The 15,566-nt window shown below is 65.1% G+C and carries 14 protein-coding genes and 1 pseudogene; 5 read left to right on the forward strand and 10 right to left on the reverse strand.

What is annotated here, in order from left to right:
• Nucleotides 1–41: 41 nt before the first annotated feature.
• The 10 genes and pseudogenes from ACVJ19_RS20585 to ACVJ19_RS20630 form a co-directional block, all read right to left on the reverse strand.
• Nucleotides 42–864 (reverse strand): annotated as a pseudogene (locus ACVJ19_RS20585) (carbohydrate ABC transporter permease).
• On the reverse strand, nt 861–1,799 hold the full coding sequence (locus ACVJ19_RS20590; RefSeq protein WP_453950825.1) for a carbohydrate ABC transporter permease: 939 nt from the start codon (nt 1,797–1,799) through the stop codon (nt 861–863). Before ACVJ19_RS20590 ends, ACVJ19_RS20585 begins: the two are co-directional and overlap by 4 nt.
• Complete coding sequence (locus tag ACVJ19_RS20595; RefSeq protein ID WP_453950826.1) at nt 1,796–3,121, reverse strand: ABC transporter substrate-binding protein; 1,326 nt, start codon at nt 3,119–3,121, stop codon at nt 1,796–1,798. Before ACVJ19_RS20595 ends, ACVJ19_RS20590 begins: the two co-directional genes overlap by 4 nt.
• 79 nt (nt 3,122–3,200) lie before the next feature.
• Nucleotides 3,201–3,980: a sulfur oxidation c-type cytochrome SoxA gene (gene soxA / locus ACVJ19_RS20600; protein ID WP_453950827.1), complete on the reverse strand. Its 780-nt coding sequence runs from the start codon at nt 3,978–3,980 to the stop codon at nt 3,201–3,203.
• Nucleotides 3,977–4,294: a thiosulfate oxidation carrier complex protein SoxZ gene (gene soxZ / locus ACVJ19_RS20605; protein WP_453950829.1), complete on the reverse strand. Its 318-nt coding sequence runs from the start codon at nt 4,292–4,294 to the stop codon at nt 3,977–3,979. Before soxZ ends, soxA begins: the two co-directional genes overlap by 4 nt.
• Nucleotides 4,294–4,761 carry a SoxY-related AACIE arm protein gene (locus ACVJ19_RS20610; RefSeq protein ID WP_453950831.1) on the reverse strand — a complete coding sequence of 156 codons (468 nt, stop codon included), beginning with the start codon at nt 4,759–4,761 and terminating at the stop codon, nt 4,294–4,296. Before ACVJ19_RS20610 ends, soxZ begins: the two co-directional genes overlap by 1 nt.
• A 4-nt stretch (nt 4,762–4,765) precedes the next feature.
• Nucleotides 4,766–5,161: a sulfur oxidation c-type cytochrome SoxX gene (soxX, locus tag ACVJ19_RS20615; protein WP_453950832.1), complete on the reverse strand. Its 396-nt coding sequence runs from the start codon at nt 5,159–5,161 to the stop codon at nt 4,766–4,768.
• 240 nt (nt 5,162–5,401) lie between these two features.
• A complete protein-coding gene (locus tag ACVJ19_RS20620) occupies nt 5,402–6,685 on the reverse strand; it encodes an FCSD flavin-binding domain-containing protein (protein ID WP_453955169.1) in 1,284 nt (427 codons plus the stop codon).
• 47 nt (nt 6,686–6,732) lie between these two features.
• Entirely contained in the window at nt 6,733–8,919 is a 2,187-nt protein-coding gene (locus tag ACVJ19_RS20625) for a molybdopterin cofactor-binding domain-containing protein (RefSeq protein ID WP_453950833.1), read from the reverse strand.
• Between the two features lie 11 nt (nt 8,920–8,930).
• A complete protein-coding gene (locus ACVJ19_RS20630; protein ID WP_453950836.1) occupies nt 8,931–9,380 on the reverse strand; it encodes a (2Fe-2S)-binding protein in 450 nt (149 codons plus the stop codon).
• A gap of 269 nt (nt 9,381–9,649) precedes the next feature.
• On the opposite strand from ACVJ19_RS20630, the gene ACVJ19_RS20635 reads away from it, so the two are divergent.
• From ACVJ19_RS20635 to ACVJ19_RS20655, 5 genes are all read left to right on the forward strand, one after another.
• Nucleotides 9,650–9,904: a hypothetical protein gene (locus ACVJ19_RS20635; RefSeq protein WP_453950837.1), complete on the forward strand. Its 255-nt coding sequence runs from the start codon at nt 9,650–9,652 to the stop codon at nt 9,902–9,904.
• A gap of 130 nt (nt 9,905–10,034) precedes the next feature.
• Nucleotides 10,035–11,048: a radical SAM protein gene (locus ACVJ19_RS20640; RefSeq protein WP_453950838.1), complete on the forward strand. Its 1,014-nt coding sequence runs from the start codon at nt 10,035–10,037 to the stop codon at nt 11,046–11,048.
• Nucleotides 11,045–12,991 (forward strand): RiPP maturation radical SAM C-methyltransferase, encoded by a 1,947-nt coding sequence (locus tag ACVJ19_RS20645; RefSeq protein WP_453950839.1) that lies wholly within the window; start codon nt 11,045–11,047, stop codon nt 12,989–12,991. Before ACVJ19_RS20640 ends, ACVJ19_RS20645 begins: the two co-directional genes overlap by 4 nt.
• Nucleotides 12,988–14,148 carry a radical SAM protein gene (locus ACVJ19_RS20650; protein ID WP_453950840.1) on the forward strand — a complete coding sequence of 387 codons (1,161 nt, stop codon included), beginning with the start codon at nt 12,988–12,990 and terminating at the stop codon, nt 14,146–14,148. The genes ACVJ19_RS20645 and ACVJ19_RS20650 overlap by 4 nt, the downstream gene beginning before the upstream one ends.
• On the forward strand, nt 14,145–15,566 hold the full coding sequence (locus ACVJ19_RS20655) for a hypothetical protein (protein WP_453950842.1): 1,422 nt from the start codon (nt 14,145–14,147) through the stop codon (nt 15,564–15,566). The genes ACVJ19_RS20650 and ACVJ19_RS20655 overlap by 4 nt, the downstream gene beginning before the upstream one ends.

The raw sequence follows: 15,566 nt of genomic DNA on the forward strand, positions 1-15,566 counted from the left end.
AGAAGCGGCCGGGCGACGTCAGTCGCCCGGCCGCTTCGTTGCTACCCGCCCTTCACCGCCCCCGCCGTCAGTCCGGCGACGATCTGCCGCTGCGCCAGCACCGTCAGCAGCAGCACCGGGAAGGTGACGATCAGCGCTGCGGCGGCCAGCGGGCCCCAGCTCAGCTGATCGAACGAGATCATGTTGTAGACCGCAACGGGCAGGGTGCGCGTCGCGCCCCGCCAGCACGATGCCGAACACAAAATTGTTCCAGGAGAAGATCACGGCGAGGATGAAGGCGACGGCGACGCCGGGCTTTGCGATCGGCAGCGCCACGTGGCGGAACACCTGCCAGCGGCCGGCACCATCGATCAAGGCGGCTTCCTCCAGCTCCATCGGCGTCGTCTCGAAATAGCCGATCATGATCCAGATCACGATCGGTACGGTCACGACGAGATGGATGATGATCTGCGGCACCAGCGTGCCGAGCAGACCGAGCCACTGGAACAGCAGGAACAGCGGGATCAGGTAGGACAGGCCCGGCGTGATGCGGGCGATCAGGATCACGATCGCGGATTTATGCGCGGCCATGCGCGCGATGCCGTAGCCGGCGGGTACGCCGACGAGCAGCGCGAGGAACGTCGAGCTGCCGGTGACGATCAGGCTGTTGACGAAATAGGTCAGGAAGCGGTTGGAGGCGAGCACGTCGGCATAGTTCTTCCAGGCGATGCGATCCGGAAAGAACACCGGCGGGTAGGCGGCATTGTCGACCTCGAACTTGAGCGACAGCGAGATCATCCAGAGGAAGAACAGGATCGCCGGGGAGACGATGACCAACACGGAGAGCCACAGGCCGATTTTGCCGATGATCTGACGGGGTGTCATGCGCCGCTCGCGATTTCGGTCCACAGCATGCGCTGGCGGGCGTAGAGCATCACCGCCGCAAGCAGGACAATCAGCAGGAAGAACACGACCGCGATCGCCGAGCCGTAGCCGAGGTCGTAATAGGTGAAGGCGACGCTGTAGAGATAGATGTTGATCGTCTCCGACGCCGAGCCCGGTCCGCCCTGCGTGATCGCGAAGATGATGTCAAAACTCTTCACCGCGTCGATCATGCGGATCATGCCGGCGATGAACAGGAACGGCATGATCAGCGGCAGCGTGATGAAACGGAACACCTGCCAGAAGCTGGCGCCGTCGATCTGCGCGCTCTCGTAGGGCTCGGTCGGGATCGCGGCGAGGCCGCCGAGCACGATCAGCATCACCAGCGGCGTCCATTGCCAGGTCTCGACCAGCACCAGCGAGGGAATCACGGTTGCGGGGTGGAAGACCCAGAGCTGTGCCGGGATCCCGATCAGCGACAGCAGGTAGTTCAGCACGCCGAGCTGCGGGTGGAACATCATGGTCCACACCAGGGCGATCGCCACCGGCGTCGCCATCATCGGCATGATGAAGACGCCGCGCAAAAATCCACGGCCGGCGAAGTTCTGGTGAAACACCACGGCTGAGAGCGTGCCGAGGATCAGCGGCAGCGCCACCGACAGCACGGTGTAGACCAGTGTGTGGCCGACCGCCTCGAGAAAACGCGGATCGCTCGTGAGCCGCAGATAGTTGGAGAACCCGACGAAGGTGGTCGGCGAACCGACCTTCCACTCGTTCAGGCTCATCCAGATTGTGAAGACCCATGGGAAGATGATGATGGCGAGCACGACGACCAGCGCCGGCACCACGAAGGGCCAGTAGGATGGCGGCCGCAGCTCCTTCTCCGGCGCGGCATTGGACCGTGCCGCGGCCGGAGTCGATTGTGTCAACGCACTCACGCTTTTTCGCTGCGCTCCAGGATCGGCCGGAACTGATCGTGAGCCTTCTTCAACTCGGCTGCGGGATCGGCGCCTGATAGTGTCGAGGTGAGCGCCGCGCCGACGAGATCGCGGAACTCGGCGACCGGAATCACGACGGGCAGGCCGAGCTTGCTGATCTTGGCGGAGTCGATCACCGATTGCAGCCACTCCTTGGGCATCTTCACGCCCTGCTGGATCTCGGGATCGTTCAGGATCGAGTTGCGGAACGGCACGCCGCCGCCGGCCTGCAGCAGCCGTGCGCCCTGCTTCTTCGAGACCACCCATTGGCAGAGCAGATAGGCGGCTTCCTTGTTCTTGCTCGCCGCGGCAATGCCGATGCCGTCGCCGTAAGTGGCTGAATACTGTCCTTTCGGTCCGGCCGGCACGACGGTGTAGCCGACCTTGCCGACCACGCGCGAGGCGGCGGGATCCTCCAGCGGCGGCGCCCAGCCGACACCGTCGATCCACATCGCGGAACGTCCTTGCGTGAACGAAGCCATCGACTCCATCCAGTTGAAGCCGGCGACGCCGGGCGGGGCGACCTTGGTCAGCAGCGTCTGATAGAGCTTTGTTGCCGCGATCGCTTCCGGGCCGTCCGTGAGGATGTTGCCCTTGGCGTCGAGGAATTCGCCGCCATAGTTGAGGAAGAAGTTGGTCCACAACGTCATGTTGGCATTGCGCAGACCGCGCCCGACGAAGCCGTAGGTGCCTTCCTTGGCGTCGGTGAGTTTTTCGGCGGCCGCCACCATCTCGTCGAACGTCTTGGGGACCGAGACGCCCTTCTTCTGAAACAGCTCCTTGTTGTAGTAGAGGATGAAATAGTCCACCGACCACGGCAGAGACAGCATCTGACCCTTGTCGTTCTTGGCGTATTGCAGGCCGGCGGCCGAGAAATCGCTCTCGACGAGATCCGGCGCGGTCAGCGTCGGGTCCTTCATGAACGGCGTCATGTCGGCGAGCCAGCCGGCTTTCTCGAACTGCCGCTTCTGCACGTGATAGCTGAGATGCACGACGTCGAAGCTCGGCCGTCCCGAGGTGAGCTCGATCACGACCTTCTGCCGCTGCTGCTGCTCGGGAATCTGCTCGGACTCGACCTGGATGCCGGTGAGCTCGGTGAACTCCTTGATGTTCTTTTGCAGGTTGTCGCCGCGTGGACCCTTGGCGAGGATCACCTCCAGCTTGGTCCCGGCGTATTTCTTCCAGTTGACTTCGGCGCGTGCCGGCAATCCGGTCAGGCTGAGCGCACCGGCCGCGGCGGTGCCCTTGAGCAGCGTGCGGCGTGAGATGTTGTGGTTGGCCAATGCAGTCCCTCCCTCTGATTCATCTTCTTTGGGAGGGATACTAGCGGCCGTACCACGCCTGCCTAGTCCTAATCTATGATCAGGGACGTACGGCCGGCGTCTCCATCGGCAGGCCGTGCGCCCGCGACATCAGGTATAGTTCGAGCGCGACCAGCTCGGGCGAGCCGTAATCATAGGCCTGGGCGCGGACCCCGCTCATGCAGCTGCGCAACCGCCGCTCGATCGACCCCAGCGTTTGCCACTCCAGGCGGTAGAGCGGATAGCCGGTCGGCTGCGCTTGCGTGATCGGGGCGCCCGCGAGGCGCTTGTCGAAATTGTCGTCGTGGCAGTTGGTGCAGGCGAGATTGAGCTGGCCCTCGCGCTGCATGAAGAGGTCGCGGCCCTGGTCGACGAATGGCTTGAGCTGCGGATCGTCGCCGGCGGTGATCGGAACGCCGCGCGACTGATGGCCGACGAAGGCGGACAGCGCCAGCAGGTCGCGGCTCTCGTAGGGTAGCGGCGTTGCCTGCTGATGATTGGCCCGGCAGAGATTGATGCGCTGGTCGAGCGTGACGGGACGCGCCAGCGCCTTGTCGAAGGCGGGATAGCGCGCCGCGACGCCTTTCATGCTGTTGCGCGCATCGCCGTGGCAATCCGCGCAGGATTTGCCAGCGTCGCCCATCTTCTTGCCCCAGAGCGCCTCGCCGTCGAGCACGAACAGCATGCCCGGATTGGACGTGTCGTCGTCCTGCATGGCGCGCGTGTCAGGCCCCATGAACGAATAGCCGGAGCGGCGCGCATCGGGCGGGATCTCGCCGGCGAGCAGGACAGGGCCCGTGACGACCAGTATCGCCGTCGCTATCGCGCGCCAAAGAATCATTCGACCGTGATCGAGGCGGAGGCGGTGGATGAATAGCCGTTGTCGCCGATCCACTCGAATTCGAACTTGCCGCTTTCCTTCGCGACGGTGAAGAACGACAGATAGGGGTTCGCGGCGATCGCCGGAAACAGGTCGGCACGAAAGATCTCGGTGCCGTTGTAGCGGCAGGTGAAGCTCGTGATGATGTCGCGCGGCACCAGTCTGCCGTCCGCGGTGTGGCGGAAGCCGGTTTCCATGATGTGCGAGGTCAGGGTACGAATCTCGATGATGTCGCCGCGTTTGGCCTTTGCGGGAACGTTGATGAGCGCGGCCATCAGTTCATCTCCTCGGTGCAGGCGGCCAGCGTCACGACGACGTCGGCCATGACCTGCCAGAAGCTGTCGTCGGAGAGGCGCGCGATCGCGACCACCTTCTGGGTGTCGGCGAGACGGATCCGGGTCGAGACCTGGGCGCGGCCGGAGAAGGGGCCGAGATGGAAATTGCCGATGTTCGGCTGCGGATTCTTCTCGTTGAAGACATGGATGCTCTTGACGTAATCGTCCGCCGTCATCGGGCTGGCGACACTCACCGTCATCGGCACCGTGTTGCCGTTCTCGACCAGCGGCGGAATGTCGAGCTTGACCCTGCCGGTACGAATAGGTGCCTCGCCGACGACGTTGCGGATCGCGGTGTTGAGCATCAACGGCGTCGCCTCCAGCGGTCGCAGCGTGACGATCGGGATCGTCCCGGCGGCGGTGACGCCTCCGGCAAGGCTCAAAAATCGTCGTCGCGTGGTTGGCATGAACCTAGTCCCGAAGCGTTGCTAGAAAAGTCACGATGTCCTCGATCTCCGCGGCCGACAAGATCGGCTTGCCGGCAAAATTGCGCCCGACGCGGACGAGGCCGTCGTTGCGATAATAGGATGGCATGATGGTCTCCGCGTTGAAGCGCGAGGCATCGACCAGCCGAAGCCGCAACTGGCTCGCCGACCACCGGTTCCCGGCGCCGCTGAGATCAGGTGCGAGGTCGCCCTGGAACCGCGTTTCCGGAAACGGGCCGGAATGGCAGAGGATGCAGGTGGTCGTGCGCGCCAGCACCAGCGTGCGCCCGCGCGCGGCATCGCCGGGCGCGCCGGTGAGCGATTGTGGGATGCCGTCGCCGACGATCTTGTAGGGCACAAGCTCGTCCGCTTGGGTGGGCAAGGTGAAGGCAAGGCTCGCTACGAAGAATGCCGCAATCGCAGGTATCGGATCGAATGACGGAGGTCGCCGCGCACTCCTCTGACCTCTCCCGCTTGCGGGAGAGGTCGCGCCGAAGGCGCGGGTGAGGGTTCTCTCCTCATGGGGGTTCTCGCGAGCGGAGACACCCTCTCCCCAACCCTCCCCCGCAGGCGGGGGAGGGGGCGCACTGTGTTCGTGGCGGCGGCTCCGTCTCAACATGTCCTAACCAAACGTGTCCGCCGTGATGGTTTGAAACCAGCGCTCCGCCTCGGCCGCCTCGCGGGCACGCAGCTCGCGCGGAGCATCGACCGGACTGGTCGCGCCGCCCTCGACCTCGGCGAAGATGTCGCCCCTGGGCTGGTAATTGCCGGCGAGCGAGAAGCCGTAGCCGGGTGCGACGGTGTTGTAGCAGACGCCGGTCAGCCGCGGCGCATCCGGTGCACGACCTGCGAGGAGGCCGATGATCGCGTTCGCGCAGGCCTTGCCCTGAGCGCTGGCAGCGGAGGCCGATTTGGGAATGCCGCCGCCGAGGCAGGCATCGCCGATGACGTGGATGTTCGGAACGAGCTTTGACTCGAAGGTGACAGGATCGATCGGGCACCAGCCGGTATGGTCCGCCGCGCCCGCGATCTCGGCGATGCGCCCGGCCCGCTGCGGCGGGATGACGTTGGCGACGTCAGGGGTGTAATTGCCGAACTCGGTGATGATGGTCCTGGTTGAAGGATCGACCGAGGTCACGCGGCCGCCTTGTGACAGCCCGATGCGCTCGATCGTGTCGCCGTAGAGCTCCTTCCACGCCTTCTCGAACAGCCGCTGTTGGGAGAAACTGTCCTTGGCGTCGAGGACCAGCACTTTCGAGCGCGGCTTTTTCGTCTTCAGGTAATGCGCGATCAGGCTGGCGCGCTCGTAAGGCGCCGGTGGACAGCGCGAGGGATTGGCGGGGATTGCAATGGCGACCGTGCCGCCGTCTTCCATCGCCTCCAACTGCCGGCGCAGCAACAGCGTCTGCGCGCCGGCCTTCCAGGCGTGCGGCATTTTTTTCGACGCGGTCTCGTCATAGCCGGGCAAGGCTTCGGCATGGAAGTCGATGCCGGGCGAGAGCACGAGACGGTCGTAGGGCAGCGCGACGCCATCGGTCGTCATCACGCTGCGCCGCTCCGGCTCGATCGCGGTTACGGTCTGGCCGATCACGGTAATGCCATCGGCAGCAAGCTTGTCATAACCGAACTGCTGCGTGTCGATGTCGCGCAGGCCCGCGATCACCTCGTTGCTGAAGGGACAGGAGGTGAAGACTGCGTTGGGTTCGATCAGGATGACCTGCAAGTCTCCCTGCGCGCGCTTCAGAGCGCGGGCGCAAGCCGCGCCGCCGAAACCGCCGCCGACCACGACGACACGTCCCGTGGATTGCGCGCGCGAAATCGATGGCCGCGCCAATGCTGCGGCCGCCATGGTGATGCCGAACACGGCATTCCGCCGCGTTATCGGGCGCGTGGTCATCAGGGGCATCTGGAAAAGGGCTGCGGCGGCGAGCTCCCCCGCCGCAGCATGTTGCTTCAAGCGAAGGTGATGTTCTGATCGCGCAGCGGCACAGAGCGGATGCGCTTGCCGGTTGCCGCGAAGTACGCGTTGAGCACCGCCGGCGCTGCGACGCCGATGGTCGGCTCGCCGACGCCGCCCCAGAACCCGCCGCTCGGCACCATCACCGTCTCCACCTTCGGCATCTCGTTGATGCGCATCGAGTTGTAGGTATCGAAGTTGCTTTGCTCGATCTTGCCGTCCTTGACGGTGCAGCCGCCGTAGAACAGCGCGGAGAGGCCATAGACGAAGGAGCCGGCAACCTGCCGCTCCACCTGGGCCGGATTGACGACGTAGCCGGGATCGGTGGAGGCGACGATGCGGAGCACCTTGATCTTGCTGCCTTCGGTCACCGAGATCTCGGCGGCGCCGGCGACGTAGCTGCCATAGCCCATCACCTGTGCGATGCCACGATAGACGCCCTGCGGCGCCGGCGTGTCCCAGCCGATCTTCTCGGCGACCGCATTGAGCACCGCCAGATGCTTGGGATGGTTGCCCATCAACTTGCGGCGGAACTCGAGCGGGTCCTGGCCTGCGGCATGGGCGAGCTCGTCCATGAAGCACTCCATGTAGATCGCGTTGTGATTGACGTTGACGCCGCGCCAGAAGCCCGGCGGAACGTGTGGGTTGCGCATCGCGTGCTCGACCAGCAGGTTGGGCACCGAGTAGCCGATCGCGGCCTCGCCGGATTGGGCGACGCCCTGGAATGCCGCCGGATCCATGCCGTTCTGCAGCGCTTCGGGGCGGAGCGAGAACAGGATCGACTGCCCGGACAGACGGTAGTGCAGCGCGACCAGATTGTTGTTGGCATCGAACGCGCCGGTCATCTTGCACTGGGTGATCGGGTGATACCTGCCATGCGCCATGTCCTCTTCGCGCGACCACAGCAGCTTGACCGGCGTGCCCGGCATCTGCTTGGCGATCATCACGGCCTGGCGGACGTAGTCGGTCTGGCCGCGCCGGCCGAAACCGCCGCCCGGCATCACCTTGTGCACGTCGCACTTCTCCGCTGGCAGGCCGGACGCTTCCAGCACCGCCGCGAAGGCGGCTTCGCCGTTCTGCGTGCCGCACCAGACCTCGCATTTGTCCGCCGTGTAGACCGCCGTGGCGTTCATCGGCTCCATGGTGGCGTGGTTCTGGTAGGGGTAGCTGTAGACCGCCTCGACCTTCTTCGCGGCACCGGCGATTGCCGCCTTGGCGTCACCGTTCTTGTTGCCGACATAGGCGGGCTGATCGTTGTTGAGGCCTTCCGCCAGCCACTTCGCGATCGACTCGCTGGAGACCTTGGCGTTGTCGCCTTCGTCCCAGACAATCGGCAGCGCTTCCAGTGCGGTCTTGGCGTGCCACCAGGTATCGGCAACGACCGCGACCGCGGTATCGCCGACCTTGACGACCTTCTTGACGCCTTTCATGCCGGTGACCTTGGCCTCGTCGAAGCTCTTCAGCTTGCCGCCGAACACCGGGCAGTCCTTGATCGCGGCGTTCAGCATGCCCGGCAGCTTGACATCGATGCCGTAGACCATCGCGCCGGTGGTCTTGTCGGCGGTGTCGAGGCGCAGCAGGCCCTTGCCTATGATCGTCCAGTCCTTGGGATCCTTGAGCTTGACGTCGGCGGGCGGCGTCAGCTTGGCGGCGGCCTCGGCGACCTTGCCATAGGTCGTGGTCCGGCCCGATGCCTTGTGGGTGATGACGCCCTTGGCCACGGTGCATTCCGACGCCGGCACTTTCCACTCATTGGCGGCGGCCTCGATCAGCATCACGCGCGCAGTGGCGCCGCCCTTGCGGACATAGTCCTGCGAGGAGCGGATGCCGCGGCTGCCGCCGGTGGAGAAATCGCCCCAGACGCGCTTGCGAGCGACGCTCTGCCCAGGGGTCGGATATTCGGTCGTGACCTTCGACCAGTCGCATTCGAGCTCCTCGGCGACGAGCTGGGCGAGGCCCGTGAGCGAGCCCTGGCCCATCTCGGAGCGGGCGATGCGGATCACGACGGTGTCGTCGGGCCGGACCACGACCCAGGCGCCGATCTCGGGCGAGCCGTCGGCGGCGCGGACCACGGCGGGGCCGCCGAAGGGGATGTCGAGACCGATTGCGAGGCCCGCGCCGACAGCAGCGCTGCCGATGACGAAGGCACGACGGTTCATCTTGGGAGAGACGTGCTTGTTCATGGGGCGGCTCCTTAGGCGCTTGCGATCGTGTGGATCGCTTCGCGCACCTGCTGGAAGGTGCCGCAGCGGCAGATATTGGTGATGGCCTCGTCGATGTCGGCATCGGTCGGCTTCGGCTTCTCGTTCAGCAGCGCCGCGACCGCCATGATCATGCCGCTCTGGCAATAGCCGCATTGCGGAACGTCCTTCGCGATCCAGGCTTCCTGCACCTTGTGCAGCGTGGCGCCGGAGGCGAGCCCCTCGATCGTGGTGATCTTCTTGCCCTCGGCCTCGCTGACCGAGATCCCGCAGGAGCGCATCGCCACGCCGTCGAGGTGGACGGTGCAGGCGCCGCATTGTGCGATGCCGCAGCCATATTTGGTGCCGGTCAGGCCGGCATTCTCGCGGATCGCCCAGAGCAGCGGCGTATCCGGCTCGACGTCGAGTGTGAAGGTTTTTCCGTTGATTGTTAGGTTTGCCATCGCAGTCCCCTGATTGGCCCAATCCACCGATTGGACTCAGGGGCGCAATGTGTCCGGCAAATTGGAACTGTTCAAATCAACAGTCCGAGGGGTGGCCGTCAAAGAGATCGAAACGCGCGGGGAAGAATGTCGGGAGTGCGGTGTTGCGGCGTGTGAACGGCGGTGCATGGCCGCAGCGCTTAGCCGCACAGAATTAATTTGACTAACCCAGGGCGTTGTACAACCTTTGCGTTTGGTGGATCATTAGTCCATCCTAAGGGAGAAGCGCCATGGGTCGCATCGTCACGATTGATCTCGAAAAAGTTCTCGCGTCAGGTAACGATCTCAAAGCCAAGTCGCCTTCTGGACTCACGACACACGCAGACCTGCTCGGCCTTGCCAGCGACGTCAGCAAGGATCCCGTCGCCTATCTGAGCAGCGTTGGCGTTCAGCTCGACGACCAGACGGCGACGATGTTGCGGAGCAAGCTCGCCACGCGGAGCGGCGGCGTGCAGGCCGGAACGATCCATATCGACATCCTCTGATCCCGCGTCGGCAAATATCTCGTCGGCAGATCATGATGGCCGGCTGACCGGTTCGCCGGGCAGCCGGGATATGAGGTCGTCGGCCATGGCGTTCGGCGCACAATTCTTATCCGATTTTCATGCGGCGAGGGTGACGCCCACAAATCTCGTTCTCAACGTCACTCTGAAATGCCCGCTCAAATGCTCGCACTGCTGCTTTTCGTCCGACATGTTTCACGGTGGGCACCTGTCCGCCGAGGACGTGCATCGCTGCATTCGCCAGGCCGCAGAAATCCCGTCGATGGAGATCGTTCATTTCGTCGGGGGCGATCCGATGCTGCATGCGGACATCGTGGCTGATGCGGTGGCGCTGGCGGCGTCGCTGGGCTTGCGCGCGGGAATCACCACCAGCGCGTTCTGGGCCAAGTCGCACGCGCGCGCTACGGAGGCTGTCCGGCGACTGCGCGCTGCCGGGCTCACCGAAATGACATTGTCTTACGATGATCCCCACGCCGAGTTTGTGCCGCTCAATTTCATCGCCAATGCGGTGACTGCGGCGCGTGAGTGCGGCCTGCTGCTTCGGATCGCGGTGGTGGTCGAAGCCGGCTCGAAGATCACTGCTACCAGCCTGCGCGCCGATCTCGGCCTTCAGGACGAGCCCGGCATCAACATCTACGAGACCGTCGCCAATTCGACCGGCCGCGGCGAGGGCAGTGACGAGGATACGCAAGCCGGACGCGTTCACCATTCCTCGGCCTATCGCGGTCCCTGCGAGTCCGTTCTCCACACCGTCACGGTCGATCACGAGGGCGGCATCCGTCCGTGTTGCGGCGTGCTGCCTCACTATGACTCGCTGAAGGTGGGGCATATCGAAAAGGAAGGGATTGGAGCCGCCATGCGCGCGGCCGCGGACGATCCGCTCTATAGATGGATCCGGCTGGAGGGACCCGTCGCCATTCTCGCCGCTGTCACGGCCCACGATCCCGTGCCGATGCGCGCGGAGGATTTCGACGGCATCTGCACCGCATGCGATCGCATCTTCCGCTCGCCAACACTGCTCGCGCGCGTGCGCGAAGCCGCCGAAGAGCGCCGCAGCCAGATCGAGACCTGCGAGATCCTGCTGGACGGACAGCCCGCGCCTGCCAACATTGTGGCCGTCCCATGAGCGTCGATGTCCTCTTCTGCTCGGCGCCGGTGATGTCCGTGGTGCGGCCGTCGGCGGCGCTCGGTCTGCTGCAGGCGTTGCTGCGGCAGAAGGGCATTCGGGCCGAGACGCTCTATCTCAATCTGCTCTTCGCCGACCGCATCGGGCTCGATCTGAACGAGCAGCTCGCGGAGAAGCTGCCCAGCCATCTCCTGGCCGGCGATTGGTTGTTCGGCGAGTGCCTGGGCACACGGCCGGACCGGCCGCAGGCGCAGCGCCACATCCGCGAGCTCGGCGCCGCCATCGAGCGGAAGGGGCTGGCGCAGCTCTACGAGATCCGCCGTAGTCTGATCCCGTCCTTCGTTGAGGAAGCGGCCGACCGGCTGCTCGAACGCAATCCCAAGATCATCGGCTTCACCTCGATGTTCGAGCAGACGGTTGCTTCTCTCGCGATCGCGGCCGCGGTGAAGGCGCGTGATCCGTCCGTCGTGGTCTGCTTCGGCGGCGCCAATTGCCACGGTCCGATGGGCGCGGTTCTGCTGAAGAATTTTTCGCACATCGACTACGTCTTCAATGGCGAGGCCGACACCGTGTTCGGCCCGGCCGTGGAGGCGATCCTGCGCGGTGAAGAGCCGAGTGGTCTGCCGGGATGCCTGTCCCGCGACCAGTCTGCCGCAGCAGCTGCGGCCGGCCCGACCGCGATGGATGCGCTGCCGATTCCTGACTACGCCGACTATTTCGCGCAGCTCGCCGGGCTGTCCGAAGCCGCGCGCGTGCGCCCCTCGATTCCGTTCGAGTCCTCGCGCGGCTGCTGGTGGGGGCAGAAGCACCACTGCACGTTCTGCGGCCTTAACGGCGAGGGCATGGCGTTCCGGGCCAAGTCGGCGCCGCGCGTGCTGAGCGAGATCGAGACGCTGCATGCGAAATTCGGGATTGGACGTTTTGCTGCGACCGACAACATCCTGGGCATGGCCCACATCGACGGCGTGCTCGGAAAGCTCGCCGAGCGCCCGGCGCGCGGCTTCCGCTTCTTCTACGAGATCAAGGCGAACATGGACGAGGCGCAGCTCGAGAAGCTGGCGCTGGCGGGGACGGTCTGGCTGCAGCCCGGCATCGAGAGCCTGTCGGATCCGGTGCTGCATCTCATGCGCAAGGGCGTCAGTGCTCTGCTCAATTTGCGTCTATTGCGCAATTGCCGCGAGCTCGGCGTCGGGCTGGTCTGGTCGATCCTGTATGGATTTCCCGGCGAGCCACGCGAGGCCTACGACGCCGTCGCCAAAATGGTCCCGCTGCTCGAACATCTTCAGCCGCCGGTCGGCTGCGGCCGCATTCGGCTCGACCGCTTCAGCCCCAATTTCGAGCGCGCCGCCGAGATCGGTTTTCGCAACGTCACGCCGATGCCGGCCTATGGCGCGATCTACGACGTTCCCGACGCGGATCTCGCCGACCTCGCCTACTTCTTCGAGGGCGACGCACCCAATGCCGCATGCGAGCAGGACCTGGTGTCGCTCAAGGACGCGAGTGCTGCCTGGCGCGCGCGCTGGTTCGACCAGCCGTTTGCACCGCAATTGACGATGACGGCGGTCGGCAGCGCGCATCTCGTCAGCGACACGCGGACATGCGCGCTCCAGCCATTCTACTGCCCGACGCCGGCAGAAATCGCCGTGCTCAATCTGCTGCGCAATCCCTGTACGCGGCCGAGCGCCGCTGCGCAGCTGGCCGATCGCCTCGATGCTGCATCGATCGAGGTCGCGATGGATGCAGTCTTGGCGCGGCGGTTCGCGATCGAGATCGACGGCAGGATGCTCTCGCTCGTCACGGAGGCCGGCCGGGAGATTTTCGACGCTGACGCCCGCGCCGAGTTTCCGCTCGGATTCGTCCTGCCGCGCGAGCGCGCGACAGCTCACGCGGCATTGACTGAAGTTCGCGAAGAGCCGGCTGACCTCGAACGGGTGCAGCCATGACCGTCGAAGTCCGCCCGCTCGGCGACAAATGCAACATCAAGTGCCGCTACTGCTATCAGGAGGGTATCCGCACTGCCGGAAACGTCCCGACACGCTACGATCTCGATGCGATCATCGCCACGCTCGACAAGTTGGCGGAGCCGTTCAGCCTGTTCGGCGGCGAGATCATGATGACGCGACGGTCCGATCTCGAACGCCTGATGCAGCTGGGCTTCGACCGCCACGGCGGCGTCGGCATGCAGACCAACGGCACGCTGATCGAGGAGCGCGACATCGAGCTGTTCAGGAAATATCGCGTCCGCATCGGTATTTCGATCGACGGGCCGGGGCCGCTCAACGATGCGCGCTGGGCCGGGAGCCTCTCCGCGACGCGGCGAGCGACCGCGCGGATCGAGGCGGTGATCGAGACGCTGTGCCGCGAGGGCATGCCGCCGAACGTGATCGTGACGCTCAACCGGATGAACGCCGCGCCGGATCGACTGGGCGCATTGTGCGAATGGATCAGGTTTCTCGGCAGCCTCGGTGTGCGCAAGCTGCGCCTGCATCTGCTGGAGCAGGACGAAACGGAAGCCGGCGAGGGCCTGCCGCTCACCGCGCAGGAGAACCTGGCGGCCCTGCGGCGACTGCGCCGGCTCGAACAGGAGCTGCCATCGGTTCAATTCGACATTTTCGCCGAGATGGCCGCGATGCTCCGGGGCGACGACAGCAGGACCTCGTGCGTCTTTCACGCCTGCGATCCCTATGCGACCCGCGCCGTGGTGGGCGTCGAGAGCGATGGCCGGCTCGGCAATTGCGGCCGCACCAACAAGGACGGCGTGACCCATCTGCGCGCTGGCCGCGAGGCGTTCGAGCGCCAGCTCTCGCTCTACTGCACGCCGCAGGCCGATGGCGGATGCCAGGGCTGCCGGTTCTTCCTGGCGTGCAAGGGCAATTGCCCGGGCACCGCGATCGGCGGCGACTGGCGGATGCGCTCGATCGATTGCCCGGTGTGGTTCGGCCTGTTCGAGGATATCGAGACCGAGCTTCAGGCGAACGGAGAAACCGCGATCAGCCGGTCGGAGCGCCGGTCCGACCTCGAAGCGAAGATGATCGCGGCCTGGTCGATCGGAGATAATCCGACCTTGCAGTCGCTGATCCAGCAGGCAGACGCACCATGACGTCCGCCTGGTTGACATGGCCGCGTCCTCCGCTTGCGGCGACCCCGCGCGAGCCTGTTGTCGCCAAGGCGGCTACACAACGCATCAGCTTCAGCGGCCCGCAAGCCCGTGCGCTCTGGCAGCCGCGTCTGGAGCGTCTTCGGCATGCGGCGCTCGCGATCGAATTCGAGATGGTGCGCCAAGGGCGCCTTCCGACGACGCTGGTGTGGACTGACTATGATGGCGTCGATGCCTTGACGGCGCAGGCACGCGCGATCGGCTTTGAAGCGAAGCCGCTCAAGGCCTCGCTCGGCTATGCCGCGGACTGGCCGCTTGAGGCATCGATCGACGAGCCGAAGCGGCTGCTCGACTATGCGTTCCTGATCGGTGCTGCGCCGCTGGATGCATCGATCGCAGAGCCTGCGGCGGATGGACTGAAGCAAGCGGCGATGCGGTTCGGCTATCCCGCATGCTGCGCAAGGTCCTGGGCGGATTACCTCCGGCACGGCGGAAGCGACCCGCTGGCGATCCTTCTCGCGCGCGAGAACAGGGCGGCGATGCCTGCCCACGTCGCGCTCGCGGTTCTGGGATTGGGGCCGGTACGGCACGCGATGTGTTCGGCGGATTGTCTCGCCTCGCGGGAATGCTCGCGTGCGTTCCTCGATCTCGGCCGCGAACTCGGATTTGTCGAAGAGATGGCGTGGCTCGAAGAGATCGCGGATTGGGCCGTCGATGCGTCGCTGGTCAACGGCATCGCCGAGGTCACGACGGCGGCCTTCCGCTGCACGTGGCTCTCCGACGAGGGCAGACCGTGGCGTCGGCGGGCTCGTCACAGTGGGGCAGGGACGCGCCTGGAGAAACGGAAGGTCGCAGCGGATGCACCTGCGAATAGCGCCAACATCCTTGCCGGACTCGGCACCGGATTTAAGGCCGCTGGTTTCGAGAGCCCGTTCGCGATGCGCTCGCGCTTCAGCACGATTGTCTGGGAGCAGACCGCTGCGCTCCGCCGCGCCGCAAGGGCCGTGCATGTCGGTTGCGGTGACGGCCTGTTGCTGGAGTTGATCGCGCAGACGAGGCCCAAGCTGGGATTGTATGGCACCGAGGAGGATGTCTCGCTGGCCGAAGCCGCACGCCAGCGCCTTGGTACGTCCTTGCCGGTGATTGGCGGGTCCGGCATCGAGGCGCTCGCGACGTTGTCGCGTCTTGCGCCCGACGGCATTGATCTCGCCTTTGTCGATCCGGAACGGCTTGGCGATGGCAGCTCGCTTGTCTCCATCCATGCGATTGCAAGAACGGTGATCGTGATCGGCAGCGACCGCGCGCTGCACCGCTTCAAGGACATGGACACGCTTGCGGCATCGATGGGATTTGCCTTGCTGCCTGGGCGCCCAGCACGCGTGTCCGCAGCCCTTTTGCCAGCGATGGATCGCCCGCACTGA

The sequence above is a fragment of the Bradyrhizobium sp. USDA 376 genome (assembly GCF_054063675.1).